Annotated in this window: 19 protein-coding genes; 8 read left to right on the top strand and 11 right to left on the bottom strand. The window is 75.0% G+C overall.

Annotated features, from left to right (window positions below):
• Positions 1–130: 130 nt before the first annotated feature.
• The 6 genes from Aru02nite_RS09660 to Aru02nite_RS09635 form a co-directional block, all read right to left on the bottom strand.
• Positions 131–340, bottom strand: a complete 210-nt coding sequence (locus tag Aru02nite_RS09660; RefSeq protein WP_203656799.1) for a ferredoxin — start codon at positions 338–340, stop codon at positions 131–133.
• Positions 331–1,584 carry an NADH-ubiquinone oxidoreductase-F iron-sulfur binding region domain-containing protein gene (locus Aru02nite_RS09655; protein ID WP_203656797.1) on the bottom strand — a complete coding sequence of 418 codons (1,254 nt, stop codon included), beginning with the start codon at positions 1,582–1,584 and terminating at the stop codon, positions 331–333. The genes Aru02nite_RS09660 and Aru02nite_RS09655 overlap by 10 nt, the downstream gene beginning before the upstream one ends.
• Positions 1,581–2,210, bottom strand: a complete 630-nt coding sequence (locus tag Aru02nite_RS09650; RefSeq protein ID WP_203656795.1) for a ferric reductase-like transmembrane domain-containing protein — start codon at positions 2,208–2,210, stop codon at positions 1,581–1,583. The genes Aru02nite_RS09655 and Aru02nite_RS09650 overlap by 4 nt, the downstream gene beginning before the upstream one ends.
• On the bottom strand, positions 2,198–3,094 hold the full coding sequence (locus Aru02nite_RS09645; RefSeq protein WP_203656793.1) for an FAD:protein FMN transferase: 897 nt from the start codon (positions 3,092–3,094) through the stop codon (positions 2,198–2,200). The genes Aru02nite_RS09650 and Aru02nite_RS09645 overlap by 13 nt, the downstream gene beginning before the upstream one ends.
• The gene (locus Aru02nite_RS09640; RefSeq protein WP_203656788.1) at positions 3,091–3,468 is read right to left on the bottom strand and encodes a hypothetical protein; all 378 of its coding nucleotides are present in this window, start codon (positions 3,466–3,468) and stop codon (positions 3,091–3,093) included. Before Aru02nite_RS09640 ends, Aru02nite_RS09645 begins: the two co-directional genes overlap by 4 nt.
• A 224-nt stretch (positions 3,469–3,692) precedes the next feature.
• Positions 3,693–4,409: a zf-HC2 domain-containing protein gene (locus Aru02nite_RS09635; protein ID WP_203656787.1), complete on the bottom strand. Its 717-nt coding sequence runs from the start codon at positions 4,407–4,409 to the stop codon at positions 3,693–3,695.
• Positions 4,410–4,470: 61 nt separating this feature from the next.
• Between Aru02nite_RS09635 and Aru02nite_RS09630 the strand changes: the two genes are divergently transcribed.
• Entirely contained in the window at positions 4,471–5,040 is a 570-nt protein-coding gene (locus tag Aru02nite_RS09630) for a sigma-70 family RNA polymerase sigma factor (RefSeq protein ID WP_203656786.1), read from the top strand.
• A gap of 4 nt (positions 5,041–5,044) precedes the next feature.
• Here the strand turns inward: Aru02nite_RS09630 and Aru02nite_RS09625 are convergent, their stop codons facing one another.
• Both Aru02nite_RS09625 and Aru02nite_RS09620 read right to left on the bottom strand, forming a co-directional pair.
• On the bottom strand, positions 5,045–7,006 hold the full coding sequence (locus Aru02nite_RS09625) for an APC family permease (protein WP_203656785.1): 1,962 nt from the start codon (positions 7,004–7,006) through the stop codon (positions 5,045–5,047).
• Positions 7,007–7,074: 68 nt separating this feature from the next.
• Positions 7,075–8,196, bottom strand: a complete 1,122-nt coding sequence (locus Aru02nite_RS09620) for an L-talarate/galactarate dehydratase (RefSeq protein ID WP_203656784.1) — start codon at positions 8,194–8,196, stop codon at positions 7,075–7,077.
• Positions 8,197–8,333: 137 nt separating this feature from the next.
• On the opposite strand from Aru02nite_RS09620, the gene Aru02nite_RS09615 reads away from it, so the two are divergent.
• The 6 genes from Aru02nite_RS09615 to Aru02nite_RS09590 all read left to right on the top strand — a co-directional run bounded on the left by Aru02nite_RS09615 (position 8,334) and on the right by Aru02nite_RS09590 (position 16,984).
• Positions 8,334–9,107 (top strand): IclR family transcriptional regulator, encoded by a 774-nt coding sequence (locus Aru02nite_RS09615; RefSeq protein ID WP_203656782.1) that lies wholly within the window; start codon positions 8,334–8,336, stop codon positions 9,105–9,107.
• Positions 9,108–9,232: 125 nt separating this feature from the next.
• Positions 9,233–10,021, top strand: a complete 789-nt coding sequence (locus Aru02nite_RS09610) for an NAD-dependent epimerase/dehydratase family protein (RefSeq protein WP_203656780.1) — start codon at positions 9,233–9,235, stop codon at positions 10,019–10,021.
• Between the two features lie 271 nt (positions 10,022–10,292).
• Positions 10,293–11,690, top strand: a complete 1,398-nt coding sequence (locus tag Aru02nite_RS09605) for a sugar porter family MFS transporter (protein ID WP_203656778.1) — start codon at positions 10,293–10,295, stop codon at positions 11,688–11,690.
• A 183-nt stretch (positions 11,691–11,873) separates the two neighbouring features.
• Positions 11,874–14,975, top strand: a complete 3,102-nt coding sequence (locus Aru02nite_RS09600; RefSeq protein ID WP_203656776.1) for a putative bifunctional diguanylate cyclase/phosphodiesterase — start codon at positions 11,874–11,876, stop codon at positions 14,973–14,975.
• 63 nt (positions 14,976–15,038) lie between these two features.
• Positions 15,039–16,253, top strand: coding sequence for an aminotransferase class I/II-fold pyridoxal phosphate-dependent enzyme (locus Aru02nite_RS09595; protein WP_203657011.1), 1,215 nt, complete (start codon positions 15,039–15,041; stop codon positions 16,251–16,253).
• Positions 16,250–16,984, top strand: a complete 735-nt coding sequence (locus Aru02nite_RS09590; RefSeq protein ID WP_203656774.1) for a class I SAM-dependent methyltransferase — start codon at positions 16,250–16,252, stop codon at positions 16,982–16,984. Before Aru02nite_RS09595 ends, Aru02nite_RS09590 begins: the two co-directional genes overlap by 4 nt.
• On the opposite strand, the gene Aru02nite_RS09585 is transcribed toward Aru02nite_RS09590, so the two are convergent.
• Both Aru02nite_RS09585 and Aru02nite_RS09580 read right to left on the bottom strand, forming a co-directional pair.
• Entirely contained in the window at positions 16,972–18,528 is a 1,557-nt protein-coding gene (locus Aru02nite_RS09585; RefSeq protein ID WP_203656772.1) for an amidase, read from the bottom strand. The genes Aru02nite_RS09590 and Aru02nite_RS09585 overlap by 13 nt on opposite strands.
• Positions 18,525–19,889, bottom strand: a complete 1,365-nt coding sequence (locus tag Aru02nite_RS09580; RefSeq protein ID WP_203656763.1) for an MFS transporter — start codon at positions 19,887–19,889, stop codon at positions 18,525–18,527. The genes Aru02nite_RS09585 and Aru02nite_RS09580 overlap by 4 nt, the downstream gene beginning before the upstream one ends.
• Before the next feature lie 71 nt (positions 19,890–19,960).
• Here Aru02nite_RS09580 and Aru02nite_RS09575 point away from each other — a divergent pair, with 71 nt between their 5' ends.
• Positions 19,961–20,926: a DJ-1/PfpI family protein gene (locus tag Aru02nite_RS09575; protein WP_203656761.1), complete on the top strand. Its 966-nt coding sequence runs from the start codon at positions 19,961–19,963 to the stop codon at positions 20,924–20,926.
• 8 nt (positions 20,927–20,934) lie between these two features.
• Here the strand turns inward: Aru02nite_RS09575 and Aru02nite_RS09570 are convergent, their stop codons facing one another.
• Entirely contained in the window at positions 20,935–21,870 is a 936-nt protein-coding gene (locus tag Aru02nite_RS09570) for a C40 family peptidase (RefSeq protein ID WP_203656759.1), read from the bottom strand.
• Positions 21,871–22,503 lie beyond the last annotated feature (633 nt).

The raw sequence follows: 22,503 nt of genomic DNA, 5'->3' as shown, positions 1-22,503 counted from the left end.
ACGAGTCCGTTGCGCGGCACCGGATCCGCGGCACCACGGTACCGGGTCCGCAGCGTTCCCCACGTGGATCCATCGGGCGCCCGCGACACGGGCGTCGGTACTTCCCTTGCGGGGCAACGGATCCGTCGCGTCAGTCGGTGGCGAGGCGGAGGGCGAGGACCGGGCAGGCGTTGACGGCGCGCCTCGCCGCGGCCCGCAGCGCCGGCGGTACCGGACCGGCCGGCAGGATCGGGTAGCCCCACTCGTCCAGGGTGACGACGCCGGGCAGCAGCTCGGCGCACAGTCCGTGCGCCTGGCAGGCGATCGGGTCGACGGCGAGATGCGGTGCGGTCACTGCCATGTACGGTCCCGTTCGTGCGGCGCCGGCAGCGGGAGTACCGGCGGGTGCGGTCGGCAGGGGCGGCCGGACAGGTGCGCCCGGACGTCCGCGGCGAAGGCGTGGCGGACCGACCCGGCGAGGCGTACCGCGCCGGTCGGGTGCGCGCAGGCGCCGCGGCCGGCGATCACGCCGACCCGGCGTACCAGGCGGTCGTGGAGGTCGGGGTCGGGGCGGCCGGCGGCCAGCCGGGCGAGGTCGTCGGCGACGGCCGGCAGGCCGAACGCGCACGGGCCGCACTGCCCGGCCGACTCGTCCGCCAGGTACCCGAGAATCCTTGCGGTCTCGGCGATCCCGCACGCGGCGGCGGGCAGCGCGACGAGGACCCCGGCGCCGACGGTCGCGCCGTACCGGCCGGCGGGGTCGTGGGTGAGCGGGGTGCCGGGATCGGTCACCCAGGTCCCCGCGTACCCGCCGACGAGGGTGGCGGACAGCTCCGCCGTGGGCCCGCCGGCGCGGGCGAGGACGGCGCCGACCGGCGTGCCCAGCGCGATCTCGTACACGCCGGGGCGGGCGACGGCGCCGCCCACCGTGACGAGCGTCGTACCGGGATCGCCGGCCGTGCCGACCGACCGGTACCAGCCGGGCCCGTACCGGGCGATCAGGGCGAGATGTGCCAGCGTCTCGGCGTTGTCGACCAGCGTGGGCCGGCGCCGTACGCCGCGGCGCTCCGGTCGGGGCGGTTTCGCCGCCGGCCGGGCCTCGCCGGTGGTGAGGAAGCGGGTCAGCGCCGACGCCTCGCTCGCCACGTACCGCCGGGGCACCTCGGCGACCTGCCACGCCACCCCGTCCCCGGTACGCGCGGCCACCTCGGCGCGCAGCCACCCGACGAGCGGCGTACCGCGGTGCACGCACAGGACGACCGTGTCGGCGCCGAGCGCCCGCGCGGCCACCAGCGCGCCGTCGAGTACCAGGCGGGGGGCGTGGCGCAGCAGCGTGGCGTCCTTGGCGCTGGCCGGTTCGGACTCGCACGCGTTGACCACCACGACCGGCCGCCGGGACGCCGCCGCCACCGCGGCGATCTTGCGCGCGGTCGGGAACCCGGACCCGCCGCGCCCGCGCAGCCCGGCCGCGGTCACCAGCGCCACCAGCTCGCCGGGGCCGCCGAGCACCGGCGCCGGACCGTACCGGGCGCGGTGCGCGGCGAGGCCCGGCGCCGCCCCGGAGAGCAGCCGTCCCGTGTCGTTGAGCGGTTCCGCGCAGGTCACGACGCGGCCCCCCGGCGACCCGCCACCCCGCGCGGGTACGCGACGGGCCGGTTCGCTGTCGTACCAACGGGATCCGGGCGTTCGGCGCGGGCGCGGCGGCGCGGGCCGAGTACGGCGCGGACCGCCACCGCCACCGCCACGGCGGCGACGCACACCAGCGTCAGGAGGAACACCCAGCCGTGCCCGGCGTCCGTGCCCGTACCCCACGCGTGCACCACCGCGACCGGCCAGCAGGCGTACGCGAGCCAGTGCAGGACGCGCCACGGGCGGTGCCCGATCCGGCGGCGCAGCAGGCTCGTCACGACCAGTGCCAGCAGCAGGTCGAACGCCACCGCCCCCAGCCCCAACCAGACCGGCCGGTACACCGAACCGAACGGCACGACCGCGTCCAGCCACCCGATCCCCGCGTACGTGTCGACGACGCTGCTCGCGACGTGGATCCCGAGGAACGCGACCACGAGCAGCGACAGGTTGCGGTGCAGGCCGCCGAGGACGAACCGCGGCCAGCCGTCCGACGACACCCGCAGCGGGCCGAGCAGACCCAGCAGCATCGTGCCGGTCAGCAGCAGCAACGAGACCACGCCGGTGCCGCGCGCGAAGTACCAGAGGGCGGTCACGACGGCCATCCCGCGACCGTGCGGACGGTGCCGTCGACGGCGACCAGCCGGGCCGGCAACCGCGCGCCCGTCAACCAGTCCGGCGCGTCCGCACCCCGGACCACCGCCGCCGTACTCGCCGCGTTGGCGTCCACGCACCGGCCCGCGGCGACACTCACCGTCCGCCACACCGGCCCCGCCGACCACCCGGTACGCGGGTCGACGATGTGGTGCACGACCGCACCACCGCGCCGCCACGTACGCCGGGCCGTGCCGGAGGTGGCGAGCCCGCCGCCGCCGACCGTCACGACCGGGTCGCCGGGCGCGGGCCGTTCGTGGTCGTCGCCCACGCCGACCCGCCAGCCGCCGTCCGGCGCCGGCCCCGCCATCGCGACGTCACCCGCCACCGACACCAGCGCACCCACCGCGTACCGCGCGGCGATCGTGTCCGCGGCCCGGTCCGCCGCCCACGCCTTCGCCGTCGCACCCAGATCCAGCCGTACTCCCGGCGGCACCCGCAGCATCCGCCGCGCCGGCCACCACTCCACCCGACCCCAGCCCGGCGCCGGGCGTACGACGGGGCGGTGGGGCAGGTCCGCCGGCAGCGCCGCGATGTCCCGGTCGTACCCGAGTGCGGCGACCGACACCGTGGGATCCACCAGCCCGCCGGTCACCTCGGCGATCCGCAGCGCCGCGTCCACCAGGGCGGCGAGTACCGCGCCGACCGGCTGCCGGGCGCCCGAGCGTTCCACCCGCGCCAGCTCCGAGTCCGGCCGGAACCGGCTGCACGCCCGGTCCACCGCCGCCAGCACCGACCGCGCCGTACGCTCCGCGTCCGGCAGCGCCGCCGCGTCCGTCACCGCCACGTCCACCGTGCCGCCCCACAGCGGGAACCGTACGGCGGGGGCGATCACGACGACCCCGTCCGCGTCTGCGTACCGGAGCCGCCGGTGGACGACTGGGGCGCCTGGCTCGGCGGGCTCAGCGACCCGCCCTGGCCGTCGTCCCGGCTCTGGCCGTCGTCCCGGCCCGAATTCGACCCGGAACCGTTGCCCTGCCCCGAATCCGCCCCGTTCGCGCCGTCGCCGGACGAACCGGTACCGGTCGAGTTGGAACCCGAACCGGTGGACGTCGTGCCCGCCGTCCCACCGGTCGCGTGGTGCGTCGCGGCGAACACCCCGGTCAACCCTCCGGCCACCGCCACCGCGCCCGCGGCCAGCCACACCGTCGTACGGCCCAGCCGCTGCCGGCCCGCCCGCAGCCGCCACATCTCACGCTTCGTGTTCATCCGCGCCACCCCCGGTACGTCGACGGGGTCCACCGTCCGCCCGGTCGCCCAGAGCCTGCTGTCCCGGACCTGGGAACCCGCTGAAGAGGAACGGTGCCGCCGTCGTGGCGCCCACGATGGCACCGGACGATGAGGACACGATGAGACAGCTCCGGCACGTACGCCGGGCCGCGGTCCCGTCGGCCACCCCACGCACCGGTCACGCGGAGTCGCGACGCGGTGGGTCAGGCGGCGTCGCGGCGGCGGTCGACCGGGCGCAGGGCGTACCGGCGGTGGCGCCGCGCGGGGGCGGGCGTCGAGTCCTCGCCGGCCGTACCAGGGGACGGAAGGTCGTCGGGCATGGCGGTGACCGGGCCGGTGCGCGGCCGGCCGCGGCGGTCCACGACGAGCATGAGGACGAACCCGAGCAGCAGCAGTCCGTGGGTGAGCACGCGGGCGGCGGTGGCGGTGCCGGACACGAGATCGTGCGCGGAGTACGCGCCGACGAGGACGAGGAACCCGCCGAAGACCGGCAGCAGGCCGCCGGCGGCGCCGCGCCACGCGACCCAGCCGAGCCCGAACGCCAGCGCGACGTTCCACGCGGTGCTCTCGTTGAACAGGTGGCTCTCCATCGCGGCCGGCATCACCGGCGAGCCGGCGTGCCAGCCGAACAGCTGCCCGACGCCGAGGCCGAGCTGGGCGAGCGCCACCACCGCCAGCGCCACCCGCCAGCCGGTACCGCGGGGCGGCGCGGGTGGTGGTGCCGCGGCCATGATCCGGTCGGTCAGGTCCGGCGCGGGCGGCACCGGGCGTACGCGGAGCCGGCGGGTGAGCGCCACGGCCCGCTCCGACCAGTCCCGGCACGCCGCGCAGCCGGCCAGGTGCGCGTCCACCGCCGGATCGGGCCCGGCCTCCCCGTCGAGCCGCGCGGACAGCGACTCCCTGCACGTCTCGCATTCCACGTGAACAGGGTCGTCGTACCCGGCGTGGGAGTTCCCGGCCGGCTGGCCTAACCTGTGCGGCGTGACAGCCCACCGCGACGACCGGCGTACCACGGCACTCGCGCTGGCGGCCGGCGCCGGCGACCGGGCGGCGGCGGAGGAGTTCGTCCGCGCCACCGAGCGGGACGTCTGGGGCTTCCTGGCGTACCTGACGGACGTGCACCAGGCGGACGATCTCACCCAGGAGACGTACCTGCGGGCGCTGTCCGGCCTGTCCGGCTTCGCCGGGCGGTCCAGCGCGCGGACCTGGCTGCTGACGATCGCGCGCCGGGTGGTCGTCGACCACATCCGCGCCGCCGGCCGCCGGCCCCGGCTGTCCGCCGCCGACTGGGCCGAGGCCGCCGACGCCCGACAGGCCCGGCGGTACGACGGGGCCGCCGGATTCGAGGACGTCGTCGCGCTGAACGAACTGCTCGGCCGGCTCGACGACGACCGCCGGCAGGCGCTGGTGCTCACCCAGGTGCTCGGGCTCGACTACGCGGAGGCCGCCGCGGTGTGCGGCTGCCCGGTCGGCACGATCCGGTCCCGGGTCGCCCGCGCCCGCACCGACCTGCTCGACGCCACGGCCGCGGAGCACACCGACATCGTGTGACGTCTCAGCCGACGTGTACGGCAGGGCGGCGGGACCGGTCCGGCTCGGCCTGGCGGAGTACCTCGCGGGTCAGTGGCGCGATCTCGCCGTCGCCGAAGAACAGGTACCGCAGCAGGAACACCATCGGGTTGCCCTCGGTCCACGCGAAGTACACGTGGGGTGCGGTGCCGGTGGTCTCGCGGATGTGCAGCAGGACGGCGGCGATCGCGTTGGCCACCGACGCCGCGCGTACCCGCAGGATCCGGTAGCCGAAGCGCTGCTCGCCGGTGACGACCAGGTCCTCCGCGAACTCGGACGGGTCGTGCACCGTGACCTCCAGGAACAGCACCGGGTCGGCGGCCGGGATGTGGCTGTGCGCGCGCTCCTCCGCCTCCTTCTCCCGGTACTCCCGCTCGCTGCGGTCGTCCGGCTCGTTGGCGATGATGCGGACGACACCGCGCGCCTCGTCGGCGAGGAACCGCTCCGCCGTCGGGTCCAGCCGTACGGCGGTGACGCGCAGCTCGGTGGACCGGTGGATCCGCGACACCACGGACGTGACGATGATGCCGGCGATGAACAGCGACGCGATCTTCACGCCGTCCGGCCGCTCGATCACGTTCGCCACCGTCGTGTACAGGAAGACGGCGGTGACGACGGCGAACCCGACGGTCAGCGCGCGCTGCCGGCGCCGCCACGCGGACAGCGTGACGGCCACCGCGGCCGACGAGATCAGCACCAGCACACCCGTCGCGTACGCCCCGCCCTGCTTGTCGACGCTGGCGTCGAACACCCACGTGACGAGGAACGCGACCGCCGTGAACACCAGGACGAGCGGGCGGACGGTGCGCGCCCAGTCCGGCGCCATGCCGTACCGCGGGAGGAAGCGCGGCACCAGGTTGAGCAGCCCGGCCATCGCCGAGGCGCCGGCGAACCAGAGGATCAGCACCGTGCTCGCGTCGTACACGGTGCCGAAGCCGGCACCCAGGTACTCGTGGGCCAGGAACGCCAGCGCCCGGCCGTTCGCGCTGCCGCCCGGCTCGAACTCCTTCGCGGGGATGAGCACCGTGGTGGCGAAGCTGGACGTGAGCAGGAACGCGCTCATGATCAGCGCGGCGGTGGTCAGCAGCCGGCGGGCGCCGACGACGCGGCCGCCGACCGGGTCGGGATGCTTGCGGTCGGGCTTGATCAGCGGCATCACCGCGACACCGGTCTCGAAGCCGGACATGCCCAGCGCCAGCTTCGGGAACACCAGCAGCGCGATGCCCACCATCGCGAGCGGATCGGGATGCTGCGTGACGAGCAGCGCCTTCCAGTTCGCCACCAGGTCCGGGTGCTCCAGCACGTGCGCCGCGGAGACCGACACGACGACCACGTTGAGCGCCAGGTACGCGCCGACCAGGACGACGGCGATGCCGATCGCCTCCCGGAACCCCTTCAGGAACACCGCGCCGAGCAGCGCGAGCAGGACCAGGGTGACGACCATCTGGCTGCCCGCCCAGTCCTTCGGTACCAGCGGGTTCTCCAGCACGTGCGCGCTCGCGTCGGCGGCCGACAGGGTCATCGTGATGATGAAGTCGGTGGCCGCGAAACCCAGCAGTACCAGGACGAACAGCTTGCCCGCCCAGCGCGGCAGGATCCGCTCCAGCATGGCGATCGAGCCCTGCCCGTTCGGGCTGTCGCGGGCGACCCGGCGGTACACCGGGAGCGCGCCGAGCAGGGTCACCGCGAGCAGGACGAGGGTGGCGACCGGGGACAGCACGCCGGCGGCGAGCGCCGCGATGCCCGGCTGGTACCCGAGGGTCGAGAAGTAGTCGAGGCCGGTCAGGCACATGACGCGCCACCAGGGGCGCTGGTGCTCGACGGGCGCCGCGCCGTGCGCGCCGGGATGCTCGCCGGACCCCTGGTCGGCGAGCAGCCAGTCCCGGAACCGGCGCCCGCGGCCGGGCGCCGCCTGCGCCTCCGCCTCGGCCGTCTCCGTCGACGCCATGCGCTCCCCCTCCGTACCCCGGACACACCGGCCGAGAATCCTACGGCCGGGGTACGACGGGCCCGCGGTCAGGCGGTGAACTCCGCGGTGGCGACCGTCCAGGCACGGGCCTGGTCGGTCGGGGTCAGCCCCAGCCCGGGCCGGGTCGGCACCGCCATCCGGCCGTCCGCGATCTCGATGCGCTCGGCGAACAGCGGCTCCAGCCACTCGAAGTGCTCCACCCACGGCTCCGTCGGGTACGCCGCGGCCAGGTGCAGGTGGATCTCCATCGCGAAGTGCGGGGCGAGCCGCAGGTGCCGGTGGTGCGCGAGCGTCGCCACGGTCAGGAACGGTGTCACGCCGCCGATCCGCGCCGCGTCCGGCTGCACCACGTCGACCGCGTCGTACTCGATCAGCGCGGCGTGCTCGGCCGCGCCGGCCAGCATCTCGCCGCTGGCGACCGGCGTGTCCAGGGCGGCGGCGAGCGCCGCGTGCCCGGCCGTGTCGTACGCGTCGAGCGGCTCCTCGATCCACTCCAGCCCGAACTCCTCCAGCGCCCGCCCCATCCGCCGCGCCGTCGGCCGGTCCCACTGCTGGTTCGCGTCGACCATCAACGGCACGCCCGCACCCAGATGCTCGCGTACGACGGCGACCCGGCGCAGGTCGGCCGCGGTGTCCGGCTGGCCGACCTTCACCTTCACGCCGCCGATGCCGGCGGCCAGCGCTGCCGACGCGTTCGCGCACACCGCCTCGACCGGCTCGTGCAGGAACCCGCCCGATGTGTTGTAGCAACGCACCGACTCCCGGTACGCGCCGAGCAGCTTCGCCAGCGGCAGCCCGGCGCGCCGTGCCTTCAGGTCCCACAGCGCGATGTCGAGCGGCGCGATCGCCTGCGCGGCCAGCCCGGACCGGCCGACCGTGGCGCCCGCCCAGGCCAGTTCGGTCCAGCGCCGGCCGGTGTCGCTCGGGTCGGTGCCGAGCAGTACCGGGGCGATCTCGCGGGCGTGCGCGAACTGGCCGTCCCCGCCGGCCCGCTTGGCGTACCCGAAACCGAGCCCGGTCCGGCCCTCCGCGGTCCCCACCTCGGCGAGCAGCACGGCGACCTCGGTCATCGGGCGCTGCCGGCCGGTCAGCACCTTCGCGTCGCTCACCGGTACGGGCAGCGGCACCCGGACCAGGCTGAGTCGGATCCGGTCGATCGTGTCGGACATGGCCACCTCCTGGTGGTACGGGGCTTCCAGGAGTACACCCTCGGCGGCGGTTAGGGTCGGTCCCGGAACCTGCCACGCGTCGTGGTCCGACCGCGCCGGGACGTGGCGGCCGGCGCGACGGTGGTGGAGGGAGCGGCATGGCGGACGAGCCCGCGAACGGGGTCAAGTCGGCGCGACGCACGATCGCGCTGCTGGAGGCGTTCGCGGCGGACGACGCCTGGCTGTCGCTGGCCGACCTGCGCGAACGTACCGGCTTTCCGCGGTCCAGCCTGCACGGCCTGCTGCGCACCCTGGCCGACACCGGCTGGGTGACGACCGACGCCTCGGGCACCCGGTTCCGGCTCGGCGTACGCGCGCTCATCTGCGGCACCGCGTACCTCGACCGCGACCCCGCCGTCCGGTACGCCACGGAGGCGCTGGAACACGTCCGCGACGCCACCGGGTACACCGCGCACTACGCCCGGCGCGACGGTACGCAGGTGGTGTACCTGGAGACGCGGGCGTCGCGGCAGGCCGCAGTGCTCGTCTCGCGGGTCGGCCGCACGCTGCCGGCGCACGCGACCGCGCTGGGCAAGGCGCTGCTGGCCGAGCTGACCGACGACGAGGTGACGGCCCTGCTCCCGACCGTACTGACCGCACGGACCCCGCGTACCGTCACCGATCCGGCCGCGCTGCGTGCCGAGCTGGCCGCCACCCGCGAGCGGGGGTACGCGGTGGAGCGCGAGGAGGGCACGCCGGGGATCGCCTGCGCCGCGGCGGCCGTCGCGTACCGGATCCCGGCGACGGACGCGATGAGCTGCTCGCTGCCCGCCGACGCGGTCGACGACGACGAGACGCACCGGGTCGGCGTACTGCTCCGGGACGCCGCCGCCGACCTCGCCGCCCGGCTGCGCCGCGCCGGCATCCGCTGACCCAGTACGCGGGACGCGGCCCCCGGGACGCGGCACCGGATCCGCGGGTAACGGCGCGGATGCGTTGACACCACGGGGATCCACGCGGTACCACACCGCGGGGACGACGAGCCGGGAGGACGAACGTGGGCGTACAACGGGTGCTGGTGACGGGGGCGGCCGGTGCGGTCGGGCGCGAGCTGCGGCCGCGGCTGCGGCGGGACGGCCGGGTGCTGCGGCTGATGGACCTGGCCGACCAGGAGCCGGGCGACGGGGTCGAGCTGGTGACCGGCTCGGTGACCGACCTGGCGGCGACGACCGCGGCGTGCCGGGACGTCGACGCGGTCATCCATCTCGGCGGGCTGAGCCGGGAGGCCGCGTGGGCGGACGTGCTCGCCACGAACATCGACGGCACCCGTACGGTGCTGGAGGCCGCGCGGTGCGCCGGCGTACCGCGGGTGGTGCTGGCGTCGAGCAACCACGTCGCGGGGTTCCGGACGATCCGCGAGGCGACCGGCATGCCGGCCGACTCGCCCCCGCGCCCCGACACGTACTACGGGGTCGGCAAGGCGGCGATGGAGGCGCTGGGCAGCCTGTACCACTCGCGCTTCGGACTGGACGTCGTCTGCGTACGGATCGGGTTCTGCTTCCCGCGTCCGGTGTCGGTACGCACGCTGGCGATGTGGCTGTCGCCGGACGACTGCGCCCGGCTGATGGAGGCGTGCCTGGCCGCCGAGCACCCCGGGTACCGGGTGGTGTGGGGCGTGTCCGCGAACACCCGCCGGTACCTGCCGCTGGACGCCGCCGAGGCGCTCGGCTACCGGCCGCAGGACGACTCCGAGGCGTACGCCGACGCGGTGCGGGCGGCGGGTGACGACGACGTGCCGTACGTCGGGGGCGGGTTCGCGACCGCGCCCCTCGGCGAGCCGAACTGACCCACCCCGGCGCGCGCCGACGGGACGACCCGACCCCACCTGCGTTCACATCCGTGAATGACGATCACGTTACTGAATCGTTACCGCTGCACGGCTTGCCGTGGATTCGGGTGGGTGTGAGCGTGTCTGGCATATCGCTCGCACAGCACGCAACCCACGCACGCGGGCAGTACCACGAGGAGATCCCTTCCTGCCCGCACGTACCTGACGATTCGCGTCCGCTGTCGGACGGACTCCCCCGGCGGACCGCCAGCCAAGTGAGGCGATCGACGTGCAGGACGACGTGCATCCCCGCCGGCCGCTCAACCGGGCCACCCTCTACTTCTTCGGTGCCCTCGGCGGCATCCTGTTCGGCTACGACCTCGGCGTCATCTCCGGGGTGCTGCTGTTCATCAAGAAGACCTGGCAGCTCGGCGCCGTCGCGCAGGGCATGGTCGGCGGCTGCCTCGCCGTCGGCGCGGTGATCGGGGCGCTCTGCGCCGGCCGGTTGACCGACCGGCTCGGCCGCCGCCGCACGATCATGCTGGCCGCGCTGGTGTTCCTGGTGGCCACGCTCGGCTGCACGTTCGCCCCGAACGTCGGGGTCCTCGTGGCGGCCCGGTTCGCCGTCGGGCTGGCGATCGGCGCCTCGTCGGCGACCGTCCCCACGTACCTGTCGGAACTGGCGCCGACCGCCGCCCGCGGTGCCCTGGCCACGCTCAACCAGCTCATGATCGTCACCGGCATCCTCGCCGCGTACCTGGTGGACTGGGCGTTCACCGGCAGCGGCAACTGGCGCGCGATGTTCGCCGCCGCGGTCGTCCCGGCGCTGGTACTGCTGGGCGGCATGACCGTCATGCCGGAGACCCCGCGCTGGCTGGTCCGGGCCGGGCGCGAGGCCGACGCCCGTGCCGTCCTCGCCCGGGTGCGCCCGGCCGACGCGATCGATCGGGAGATCGCCGACATCCACGAGGTACTCCGGATCGACGGCGAACGCCGCGGCCGGCTGCGCGACCTGCTCACCCCGTGGATCCGACCGGCGCTGGTCGTCGCGCTGATCCTCGCGATCGGCCAGCAGCTGTCCGGCGTCAACGCCATCAACGTGTACGCGCCGACCATGTTCACCAACCTCGGCTTCGGCGACTCCACCGCGCTGCTCGCCGCGGTCGTACTCGGGGCGGTCAAGGTCGGGTTCACGGCGTGGGTGATCGCGGTGGTCGACCGGTGGGGCCGCAAGCCGCTGCTGTTGCTGGGCAACGTACTGATGGCCGGGACGCTGCTGCTGCTCGGCGTCGCCGTGACCCTGCTGTCCGACCGCATTGCCGTCGGCGTCACCGCGCTGATCCTGCTCGTCGTGTACCTCGCCGGGTACGAGCTGGGCTGGGGTGCGGTGGTCTGGGTGATGATGGCCGAGGTGTTCCCGTTGAAGGTGCGCGGGATCGGGATGGGTACCGGCAGCGTGGTGCTGTGGGCGGCCACGTTCGCGATCACGTTCGTGTTCCCGATCATGAACGACGGCATCGGCCTCGCGTACTCGGCGTGGATCTTCGCGGCGGTCAGCGTGGTGCTGTTCGTCCTGGTGCGCTGGCGGGTGCCGGAGACCAAGGGGCGCAGCCTGGAGCAGATCGAACTGGACCTGCGCGGCCGGTCGGGCGCAGCCGCGCCGGAACCGGTCGGCGACCCGGACTGACCGCCTGCCACCACGTGGACGCCCGGCCCGGGACCGCCCGGCGCCGGGCGTCCGCGCCTGCCGTACCGGCGGTGAGGCGCCGTCTTGCTGTCGTACCCGTCGCCCGGGGCGTACTTTCCGTACGGAGGGTGACGCCCGCACCGGCGGGCGGTACGGACGGTCTCGGAACGGCAGGTATCCCGCATGCGGCCACGGTCGGCCCTGCCCTGGCGAATCAGCGCCGGGTACACGGGCTGGATGGTGCTGCTCGCGGTCGCGTACTTCGCGCACCCGTCGTTCCACCTGGTCGCCTGGGGCCTGATCGGGCTGACCTGCGTCGCCGCCATCGCGGCCGGCGTGGCCCGCAACCGCCCCGCGCACATCCTCCCCTGGGTGCTCCTCGGCGCCGCCAACCTCGCCTACACCGCCGGCGACACCACGTACAACGTGATGGTGTCCGTGCTCGGCCGGACCAACCCGTACCCGTCCGTCGCCGACGCGCAGTACCTGGCCACGTATCCGCTGTTCGCCGCCGGCCTGTACGGCTTCGTCCGGTACCGCACCGGCAAGGACCGCGGCGGCCTGCTCGACGCGCTGATCGTCACCGCCGGCGTCGCCGTCCTGTCCTGGATCTTCCTCATCCAGCCGAACGCCGGCATCGGCACCTGGACCACCAAGGTCACCTCCATCGCGTACCCGCTGGGTGACGTGCTGATGCTGGCGATGCTGGCCCGGCTGGTGTTCAGCGGCGACGGCATCCGCAACGCGTCGGTACGGCTGCTCGGCATCGGCACCGTCGGCATCCTGTACTCCGACGTCTGGTACGGGCTGATCCAGCTGCACGGGCACTGGCGCCTCGGTACCGTCGTCGACCTCGGCTGGCTCGTCTTCTACTGGGCGTGGGGACTGGCGGCGCTGCACCCGGCGATGCGCGGGCTGACCGAACCGGTACGGCCGAGCCGGACGATCCCGATGCCGGTGACCCGGCTCGTCCTGATCGGCACCGCGTCCCTGATCCCGCCCGCCGTCCTCGTGGCCGAGTCCCTCCGCGGCAGGCCGACGGACGCGCTGGTCATCGGCGTGTTCTCGATGGTGCTGTTCGCGCTGGTCATCACCCGGCTGGCCGGCGTGGTCGGTACGCACCGGCAGGCCGTCGAACGCGAGCGCGTGCTGCGCCAGTCGGCCGCGGCGCTGGTGTCCGCGGTGGACTACGACCAGATCGTCGCCGAACTCCGGTACGCGGTGGGGTCGCTGCTGCCCGCGGCGAGCCCGCGCCGGGCGCTGCTCGCGCTGCGGCACGGCGACCTGGTCGCCGAGGTCACCGAGGGCACCGGCCCGGCCTGGTCGGTCGACGTGACCGGACCGGCCCGCGAGGTACTGCTCGGGCGGCAGCCGGGCCGGATCATGCCGGTGACCGACCTGGGCGGCCCGCTCGCCGCCCGGTTCGCCGAGTTCCCCGCCGTCCTGGCGTACCCGCTGGCGACGCACCGTACGTCCGGGGACCGGCCGGCGGGGCTGCTGCTGGTCGCCGCGGACAAGCGCGCGCTGAGCGGCGCCTGGGACTCGCTGATCACATTGGCCGCGCAGGTGGCGCTCGCGGTCGAACGGGTCGCGCTGGCCGAGGAGGTCGGCCGCCGCAACAGCGAGGCGTACTTCCGGACGTTGGTGCACAACGCGTTCGACGTGATCCTCATCGTCGAGGACGACGACACCGTCCGGTACGCCAGCCCGTCCGCGGCGAGCATGTTCGACCACCGCCCCGTCCTCGGTACGCGGTTCCCGGAGCTGGTGCTGCCCGGCGACCGGGACCGGGTCCGCGCGTCGCTTCAGGAGATGCGCCGGGTCGCCGGCGACGGGCAGGACGAGTGGCGGCTGCGGTCCCGCGACGACGCCGCCGCGCACGTCGAGGTCCGGTACTCCGACCTGCGGCGCGACCCGACCGTACACGGGCTGGTGTTGACGCTGCGGGACGTGACGGCGCAGCGCGAACTGGAGCGCGAACTGTCGCACCGCGCGTTCCACGACGCGCTGACCGGGCTGCCGAACCGCGTGCTGTTCACCGACCGGGTGGAGCACGCGCTGACCCGGGCCCGGCGTACCGGGAAGCTGGTGGCGGTGCTGCTGATCGACCTGGACGACTTCAAGGTCGTCAACGACACGATGGGGCACCCGGTCGGCGACGAGCTGCTGACCACGGTCGCGGCACGGCTGTCCGGCTCGGTACGCGACTCGGACACCCCGGCGCGGCTGGGCGGCGACGAGTTCGCGCTGCTCGCCGAGGACGTCGGTACGGTCGCCGACGTCGAACGTCTCGCCGAGCAGCTCACGCGTACGTTGAGCACCCCGTTCCGGCTGGGTGGCGGCGTGACGCGGACGTCGGCCAGCATCGGCGTGGCGACCTCGCTGGAGTCGGAGACGGGCGACGACCTGCTACGGCACGCCGACCTGGCGCTGTACGCGGCGAAGGCCGCCGGCCGCCGCCAGTGGTGCCGGTTCCAGCCGCACCTGCACACAGGCATGATGGAGCGCCGCGCGTTGCAGCTGAGCCTGGAGGAGGCCGTGCAGGGCGCCGAGTTCCGCCTGCGGTACCAGCCGATCGTGGAGCTGTCGACGGGCCGGATCGTCGGGCTGGAGGCGCTGGCGCGCTGGCCGACCAGCCAGCACGGCGTCCTGCTGCCGGACCGGTTCATCGCGCTGGCCGAGGAGACCGGGCACATCGTGCAGCTCGGCGCCTGGGTACTGGAGTCGGCGACGCGCGACCTGGCCGCCTGGCGCGCGACCGACGCGGCGGGCGGCGAGCTGCGGGTCAGCGTCAACATGTCCGCGCGGCAGCTGCGCGAGCCGGGCTTCGTCGACCTGGTACGCGACGCGCTGGCGTCCAGCGGCCTGCCGCCGGGCGCGCTGCTGCTGGAACTGACCGAGAGCATCCTGATGGGCCGGGACGAGAACATCGAGGCGGATCTGTTGGCGCTCAAGGAACTCGGCGTCGGCCTGGCCATCGACGACTTCGGCACCGGGTACTCGTCGCTCAGCTACCTGCGCGAGCTGCCGATCGACATGATCAAGATCGACAAGTCGTTCGTCCGGGACATCGCGCGCTCGCCGGCGGACCTGCGGCTGACCGACGGCATCGTCCGGATCGCCGCGACACTCGGGCTGTCCGCGGTGGCCGAGGGCATCGAGTCCGCGGAGCAGCGCGACCTGCTCGCCGACATCGGCTGCCGGTACGGCCAGGGCTACCTGTACTCGCGTCCGCTGCCGCCGGAGGAGGTCGCCGACCTGCTGCGTACTACCAACAGGGGGTAGCCCATCGATGACGTACGGGCCATCATGGCGGGTCACGGATACCCACGAGGGAGGACGGTGACGATGACCGGGACGGCCACCACCCGCTGGACGGAGCTGGAGCACCTGCTCGCGCGGCATCCGATGAGCGACGCGGTCATCGACGAGATCCGGGGCCGGGAACTGCGCGTCGGCGACCACTGGCTCGTCGACTTCGCCTCCTGCAACTACCTGGGCTTCGACCTCGACGCGGAGATCCAGGACGCGATCGGGCCGCTGGTCCGCCGCTGGGGTACGCACCCGAGCTGGTCGCGGCTGCTCGGCAGCCCCCGGCCGTACGTGGAGATCGAGGACCGGCTCACCGACCTGCTCGGCGCCCCGGACACCCTGGTACTGCCCACGATCACGCTGATCCACTCGGCCGTCATCCCGGTCCTCGCCGAGAACGGCACCGTGTACGTCGAGGCCCGCGCGCACCGCTCCATCTACGACGGCGCGCGGGCCGCCACCGCGTACGGGGCGACGTTGCGGCGGTTCCGCGCCGAGGAGCCGGACGCGCTGGCCGCGATGCTGCGCGACGACGGCGCCGGGCCGCGGCTCGTGTGCCTGGACGGCGTCAACTCGATGACCGGCAACGTCCCCGACCTGCCGGTACTCGCGGACGTGTGCCGCGCCGCCGGCGCCCTGCTGTACGTCGACGACGCGCACGGCTTCGGCCTGGTCGGCGAGCGCCGCACGGACGAGACCTCGCCGTACGGGATGCGCGGGAACGCGGTGGTGCGGCACCTCGGCGGCACGTACGACGGGGTGGTCCTGGTCGGCGGGTTCTCCAAGGCGTACTCGTCGCTCGCGGCGTTCCTGGCGCTGCCGACCGAACTGAAGGAACACCTGAAGGTCGCCGCCGCGCCGTACCTGTACTCGGGGCCCTCACCGACCGCCTCGCTGGCCACCGTACTGGCCGGGCTGGACGTCAACGAACGCCGCGGCGACGCGATCCGCGCCGACCTAGCCCGCAAGACCGCCCGGGTGCTGCACCACGTGCACGGGCTCGGCCTCAGCACGCCGAACACCAGCGGGCTGCCGATCGTCGAGCTGCCGCTCGGCGACCGCGGCGACGTCGCCGAGATCGGCCGGTTCCTGTGGGACCGCGGCGTGTACGTGACGCTCGCGCCGTACCCGCTGGTGCCGCGGGCCGAGGCCGGCGTACGGATCCAGGTCACGGCGGCCAACACGGACGCCGAGATCGACCGGCTCACCGACACCCTGACCGCCCTCGACCAGCGGTACCCGGCGCCGTGACGCGCAACGCGGACGCCGACTGGGACCGCTGGCCGGTCACCACGTACCTGGCGGAGAACTACCGGGTCGTGCACCCCAGCGACGCCGCCGTCATCGCCGCGCACTCCGCGTACTACCGGCGGATCCCCGCCGGGTCGCTGGACCGCACCGTCGAGCTGGGCGCCGGGCCGAACCTGTACCCGCTGATGCTCGCGTCCGCGGCCAGCCGGCACATCGACGCCGTCGAGACCAGCGCCGCGAACGTCGCGTACCTGCGGGCGCAGGTCACCGGCGGGGCCGACCCGAGCTGGGCGGCGTTCCACGACGAGTGCCGGCGGCACAACCCGGACCTGCCCGACCTGCCCACCGCGCTGTCCCGGGTACGGGTCCGGCACGCCGACCTCACCAGTGCCGTCGGCGCCGGGTACGACCTGGCGTCGATGCACTTCGTCGCGGAGAGCGTGACCACCGACCCGGCCGAGTTCCGCGCGCTGTGCGGTGCGTTCGCCGCCGCGGTACGCCCCGGCGGGCACCTCGTCGCCGCGTTCATGAACGGCATGCCGACGTACTCCCTCGGCGACGGGTCGACGTGGCCGGGCCTGCCGGTCGACGCCGACACCGTGGCCGAGGTGTTCGCGCCGCTCACCCGGGAGTGCGTGGTGACGGTCGTGCCGCGCGACGAGACCCTGCCCGCGTACGGCGACGACGGCATGATCGTGCTGCACGGCCGCACCCGCGCTCACCGCACCTGATCCGGGGCCGGCGGGCGCGGATCGACCGGCGTCCGGACCGGGTGCGCCGCCCCGGTTCGGCGGCGCCGGCCGGGTTCAGCGGGGTCGCCCCGGCCGACCGGTCCCATGGCGGCCGGGTCGGCGGAGGTCCACCTTGCGGACCCGGCCCCGGCGGCCGGATCGACCGGGGTCCGGACCGGGTGCGCCGCCTCGATCACCGCCACCGCGGCCAGGCAGTGCCGTTCACCGAACCGCGGGCCGATCACCTGCACGCCCCGCGGTACGACCTCGACCGGGCCGACCGGTACGGCGACCGCGGGCAGGCCGAGCAGGTTGACCGCGACCGTGGCGCGCAGCCCGCTGATCACCGCGTCCGCCGCGTCCGGACCGTCGACGTCGGTACCCGCCCGGAACAGCGGCCGGGCGTACACCGGGGCGAGGACGAGCGGTGTCCGGCGCTGGTGCTCGGCCCAGGCGCGGGCGATCCGGTGCCGGGTGGTGAACAGTTCCGCGTAGCCGTCCAGGTCCAGCCGCGGTACCAGCTCGAACACCAGGTCCATGAACCGGCGCGCGTCCTTCGCGGCGAGGTGTTCCACCGCGGGCCAGGTACGCCGCGCGTCGGTCGCCATCAGCCGGGCCCAGGTCTCCGCCGCGTCGGCCAGCGCGGGCGGCGCCACGTCGAGCACCTCGTACCCGTCGGCGGCGAGCGCGCCGGCCGCCCGGTCCAGCGCCGCCGCCACGCCCGGGTCGTACGGCACGCCGGGCATCTCGCGGACGACACCGATCCGGCGCGGCGCCTCCGGCGCGTGGTCCGCCGGCACCGGCACGTACCAGGGGTCGCGCGGGTCGGGTGCGGTCATCGCCGCGAACGCCGGCCACAGGTCGGCGACCCGCCGCGCCATCGGCCCCGGCACCTCGATGAGCTGGAGACTCATCGCCGGTACGGTCGCCGTCGCCTGCGGGATGCGGCCGAGCGTCGGGCGCAGCGCGACCGTACCGGCGCACATCGACGGGAACCGGAGCGAGCCGCCCAGGTCGTTGCCGACGCCCAGCACGCTCATCCCGGTCGCCAGCGCGACCGCCTCGCCACCGCTGGACCCGCCCGGGGTGAGCGCCGCGTCCCACGGGTTGACGGTGGCGCCGGTGAGACCGGAGTCGGTGTGCCAGCGCAGCGCGAAGTCCGGCATCGTGGTGCGCGCCAACGGAATCGCGCCGGCCCGCCGCAGGTTCGCCACCACCGGCGCATCGGCGTACGCGACGGCGTCGGCCAGCGCCGCCGCGCCACAGGTCGTCGCCGAACCCGCCACGTCGACGTTGTCCTTCACCGTCACCGGAACGCCGTCCAGCGGCCCGGCCGGCAGCCCCGCCGCGAGCCGCCGGTCCGCGGCCGCCGCCGCACGCAGCGCGTCGTCGGCGAGGACCTGGCGCACCGCGTTCACCGCCGGGTCGACCTCGGCGATGCGCTCCAGCACCGCCCCGACCAGCTCGGTACTGGTCAGCTCGCGGTCGCGCAGCCGCCGGGCGGCCTCCGCCGCGCCGTACGTGAGGATCTCGGGGACGGTCATCGGGTAGCTCCTTCGGACGGCCGCACACGAGACGCGGCACGGTCGGGGACGGGGATCGCGGTCGCCGCGGTGAGCACGGCGGTGCCGACGACGACGAGCCACGCGTACCCGAAGGCCGCGGGGCGGGCGCCGAGTACGGCGACGAGCAGCGCCACGCCCACCGCCGAGCCGAGCTGCCGGGCGGTGGCCAGGACGGCGGAGCCCACGGCGAGGTCGCCGGGCGGTACCACCCCGGCGGTGGCGAACAGCGCGGGTTGCAGGAACCCGTTGGCCACGCCCCACAGCACCATGCTCGGCAGCACCACCACCGCGTACGTGGTGCCGCCGGCCACCAGCGGTACGACGCCCGCCAGCGCGAACAGCGGGGCGCCGACGAGGATCGCGCCGCGGCGACCGGTACGGGCCAGCAGCCGGCCGGCGACCGGCGACACCAGGCCGGCGACCAGCGGGCCGGGCGCGATGCCGGCCGCGGCGCGCAGGACCGACCAGTGCCAGGGGCCGGTCAGCAGCAGCGTGGTGCCGAGCAGCAGCGTGGCGAAACCCAGGTAGTACGCGGCGACGCCGAGCACACCGGTCCGGAACGCCCGCACGGCGAACAACCGCGGCGGTACGACCGGGTCCGGGTGCCGGCGCAGGTGCACCGCGAACGCGCCGGCCAGCCCGAGCCCACCGGCGAGCAGCGGCGCCACCAGCGCGGGCGGCCAGGCCGCGGCCTCGGTCAGCGCAGTACAGGTCAGGCCGGTCGCGCCGAGCGCCAGCAGGACGCCGCGGACGTCGAGGCGCCCCGCCCGCACCACCTCGGTACGCGGCAGCACGGCGCGGCCGGCGACCAGCGCCGCCAGCGCCAGCGGTACGCCGACGAGGAAGATCCAGCGCCAGCTCCCCGCGACCAGCAGGCCGCCGAGTACCGGGCCGCTGCCGGCGGCGACGGCACCGACGGCCGCCCACGTACCGACGGCCGCGCCGCGTTGCCGCGCCGGGAACGCGGCGAGAGCCAGGCCGAGCGACGTGGGCAGGACGACGGCGGCGCCGACCGCCTGCACCACCCGGCAGGCCACGAGTACGGGGAGGTCGGGGGCGAGCGCGCAGCCCAGCGACGCGGCGCCGAACACGGCGAGCCCGGCGAGGAACGCGCGACGCCGACCGTACGAGTCGGCGAGCTGGCCGGCGGGCACCAGCAGCGCGGCGAGCACGATCGTGTATCCGTTGAGGATCCAGGACACCTGCGCCAGTCCGGCCGGCGCGAAGTCACGCCCGAGCGCGGGCAGCGCGATGTTGACCACCCACAGGTCGAGGATGGCGAGGAACTGCGCGGCGGAGACCACGGCCAGGACGGCCCAGCGGCGGGCGGTGTCGGTCACGCCCACCACGATCCCGGCGGCACGGCCCCGGAACGAGTGGCAACAATGCCATTAAGAGCTAAAATCTTGCCATGACGCGTCACCGGGTCGCCCTGGCCGTCGCCGACCAGGTCCCGATCTACGAGGCCGCCGTGCCCTGCGAGGTGTTCGGCCGGCCCCGCCCCGACATCGCCGACCCCTGGCACTACGACTTCCGGGTCTGCTCCGCCGATCCCGGCCGCACCCGTACCGGTGGGGGCTTCCTCGTCGACACCGGGTACGGGCTGGCCGAGCTGGCCGCCGCCGACACCGTGATCGTGCCGGCCTGCGCCGACCCGCGCGTACCGCAACCGCCCGGGCTCGTCGCCGCCGTCCGCACCGCGTACGAGGCCGGCGCCCGGATCGTGTCGCTGTGCACCGGCGCGTTCGTACTCGCCGAGGCCGGGCTGCTCGACGGCCGGCGCGCCACCACGCACTGGATGCACGCCCGCACCCTCGCCACGCGGTACCCGGCCGTCACCGTCGACGAGACCGCCCTGTACGTCGACGAGGGCGACGTCCTCACCAGCGCGGGCACCGCCGCCGGCATGGACCTCTGCCTGCACCTCGTCCGGCTCGACCTCGGCGCCGAGATCGCCAACCTCCTCGCCCGGCGCCTCGTCACCCCGCCGCACCGGACCGGCGGCCAGGCACAGTACGTCGAGGCGCCGGTGCCGGCCCGCGACGACGACAGCCTCGCGCCGCTGCTCGACTGGGCGCTCGCGCACCTGCACGAACCGCTCACCATCGCCGACCTCGCCCGGCACGAACACCTCACGCCGCGCACCCTGATCCGCCGGTTCCGGGCGGCCACCGGCACCGCGCCGCTGCGCTGGCTGCTGACCCAGCGCGTACAGCGGGCGCGGACCCTGCTGGAGTCCACCAGCGAACCGCTCGGCCGTATCGCCGACGAGTGCGGTCTCGGCAGCGAAGCCAACCTGCGCCACCACTTCACCCGGCTGGTGGGCGTGGAACCGACGCCGTACCGGCGCACGTTCCGCGCCCGGCAGAGCCGCTGACCCGGCCCTCAGTAGCGGCGGGCGCCCAGCCAGCGCGTCGTGAAGTACGGCGTGTCGATCGACTGGATGGTGACGGTCTGGCCGACGTCCGGCGCGGCGATCATCCGGCCGTCACCGAGGTACACGCCGACGTGCGAGGCGTCGCCGGGCGGGCCCTCGGTGTGGAAGAAGACCAGGTCGCCCGGGCGCAGCCGGTTGCGCGGCACCGGCGTCCCCATCGCGTACTGTGCCTCGGACGAGTGCGGCAGGTCGACGTGCACGTGCGCCCAGGCGTACAGGGCGAGGCCGGAGCAGTCGAAGCCGACACCGGGCGTCGTACCGAGGGTCGGGCCCCGCGTGTCCCCGCCCGCGAACACGTACGGCACGCCGAGCTGCGACGCGGCCGCCGCGACGACCGCCGCCGCGCCGGCGTTCGAGGTGAGCCGCTGGCGGGTGCACACCGCGGTGATCCGGTCCACGATCGCGGTCGCCAGCGGCTCCAGCGGCGCGTACGCCAGCGGGTACGCGGAACGCTGCACCGCCTGCGCCGCCCGGGTCAGTGGCATGATGCGCCAGCCGGGCACGGCCGTGAGCCGGGCGTAGAAGGTCGCCGCCGACGCCGCCGGGTCCATGATCTCCGCCGGGTCACCCCAGCCCTGCGACGGCCGCTGCTGGAACAGTCCGAGCGAGTCGCGGTCCCCGTACGGCAGGTTGCGCAGGCCCGACTCCTCCAGCGCCGTCGCCACCGCCACCACGTACGCCCGGGTGGGGAGGCCCATCAGCTCGCCCACCGACACGATCGTCTCCGCGTTCGCCATCATCTCCGGCGTCACCCCCGCCGCGGCGAGGCTGCCCGGCCCGCGCCCCGCCGGGCAGGTCCCGAACCAGCCCGCCGGCGGCACATACCCGGTGTACGGCGCCGACGGCCCGTCCCCGGTCACCCACGGCGCCTGCTCCCGCGGCAACCCGCTCCCCCATCCCGTACTCCCGAGTCCGCCGCCCGGGTTCGCCGGCGACGCCGTACCGTGCCGGGCCGGCGCGCCGCCATGGTGCGCCGGCGGCCGGTGCGTCGTCGTACGCGGGTGCGACGGCGCCGGCGAGGTCGGCCGCGCGTGCGACCCGGACGGCGACGGCGACGCGGGATGCGACGGCGGACCCGACGACGCGGACGCACTCGGCGACGGGGACGACGGACTCGGCGACGCGGGCGTACCTGGCGACGAGGACGACGGGCTCGGCTTCCCCGGACTGGACGCCGACGGGCTCGGCCTACCCGGACTGGACGCCGACGGGCTCGGCTTCGGTGAGCCTGGCGCATTCGAGGGACTTGGCTTGGGCGAGGCGGGCGCCGTCGACGGACTCGGCTTCGCCGGACTCGACGCCTTCGACGGACTCGACGCCGACGGGCTCGGCCTCGGGGAAGCGGGCGCCGTCGACGGGCTCGGCTTGGCCGGCGCGGACACGGTGGGCGGGGCTGCCGGTGCGCTCGACTTCGCCGTACCGGCCGTGGTCGGCGGCCCCGACGCCGACGGGCTCGGCTTCGCCGCGGCGGGTTGCTTCGCCTTCGGTGCGGCCGGACCCTTCGGTGCAGCCGGGTG

This window comes from Actinocatenispora rupis (genome assembly GCF_016861975.1).
Lineage (GTDB): Bacteria > Actinomycetota > Actinomycetes > Mycobacteriales > Micromonosporaceae > Actinocatenispora > Actinocatenispora rupis.
This window is presented reverse-complemented; position numbering and strand designations above follow the sequence as displayed.

Coding starts and splice junctions, on each gene's coding strand:
- Aru02nite_RS09660 (WP_203656799.1), bottom strand. CDS start 340: ATGGCAGTGACCGCACCGCATCTCGCCGTCGACCCGATCGCCTGCCAG.
- Aru02nite_RS09595 (WP_203657011.1), top strand. CDS start 15,039: ATGACCGGGACGGCCACCACCCGCTGGACGGAGCTGGAGCACCTGCTC.
- Aru02nite_RS09585 (WP_203656772.1), bottom strand. CDS start 18,528: ATGACCGTCCCCGAGATCCTCACGTACGGCGCGGCGGAGGCCGCCCGG.
- Aru02nite_RS09615 (WP_203656782.1), top strand. CDS start 8,334: ATGGCGGACGAGCCCGCGAACGGGGTCAAGTCGGCGCGACGCACGATC.
- Aru02nite_RS09600 (WP_203656776.1), top strand. CDS start 11,874: ATGCGGCCACGGTCGGCCCTGCCCTGGCGAATCAGCGCCGGGTACACG.
- Aru02nite_RS09640 (WP_203656788.1), bottom strand. CDS start 3,468: ATGAACACGAAGCGTGAGATGTGGCGGCTGCGGGCGGGCCGGCAGCGG.
- Aru02nite_RS09575 (WP_203656761.1), top strand. CDS start 19,961: ATGACGCGTCACCGGGTCGCCCTGGCCGTCGCCGACCAGGTCCCGATC.
- Aru02nite_RS09650 (WP_203656795.1), bottom strand. CDS start 2,210: ATGGCCGTCGTGACCGCCCTCTGGTACTTCGCGCGCGGCACCGGCGTG.
- Aru02nite_RS09620 (WP_203656784.1), bottom strand. CDS start 8,196: ATGTCCGACACGATCGACCGGATCCGACTCAGCCTGGTCCGGGTGCCG.
- Aru02nite_RS09625 (WP_203656785.1), bottom strand. CDS start 7,006: ATGGCGTCGACGGAGACGGCCGAGGCGGAGGCGCAGGCGGCGCCCGGC.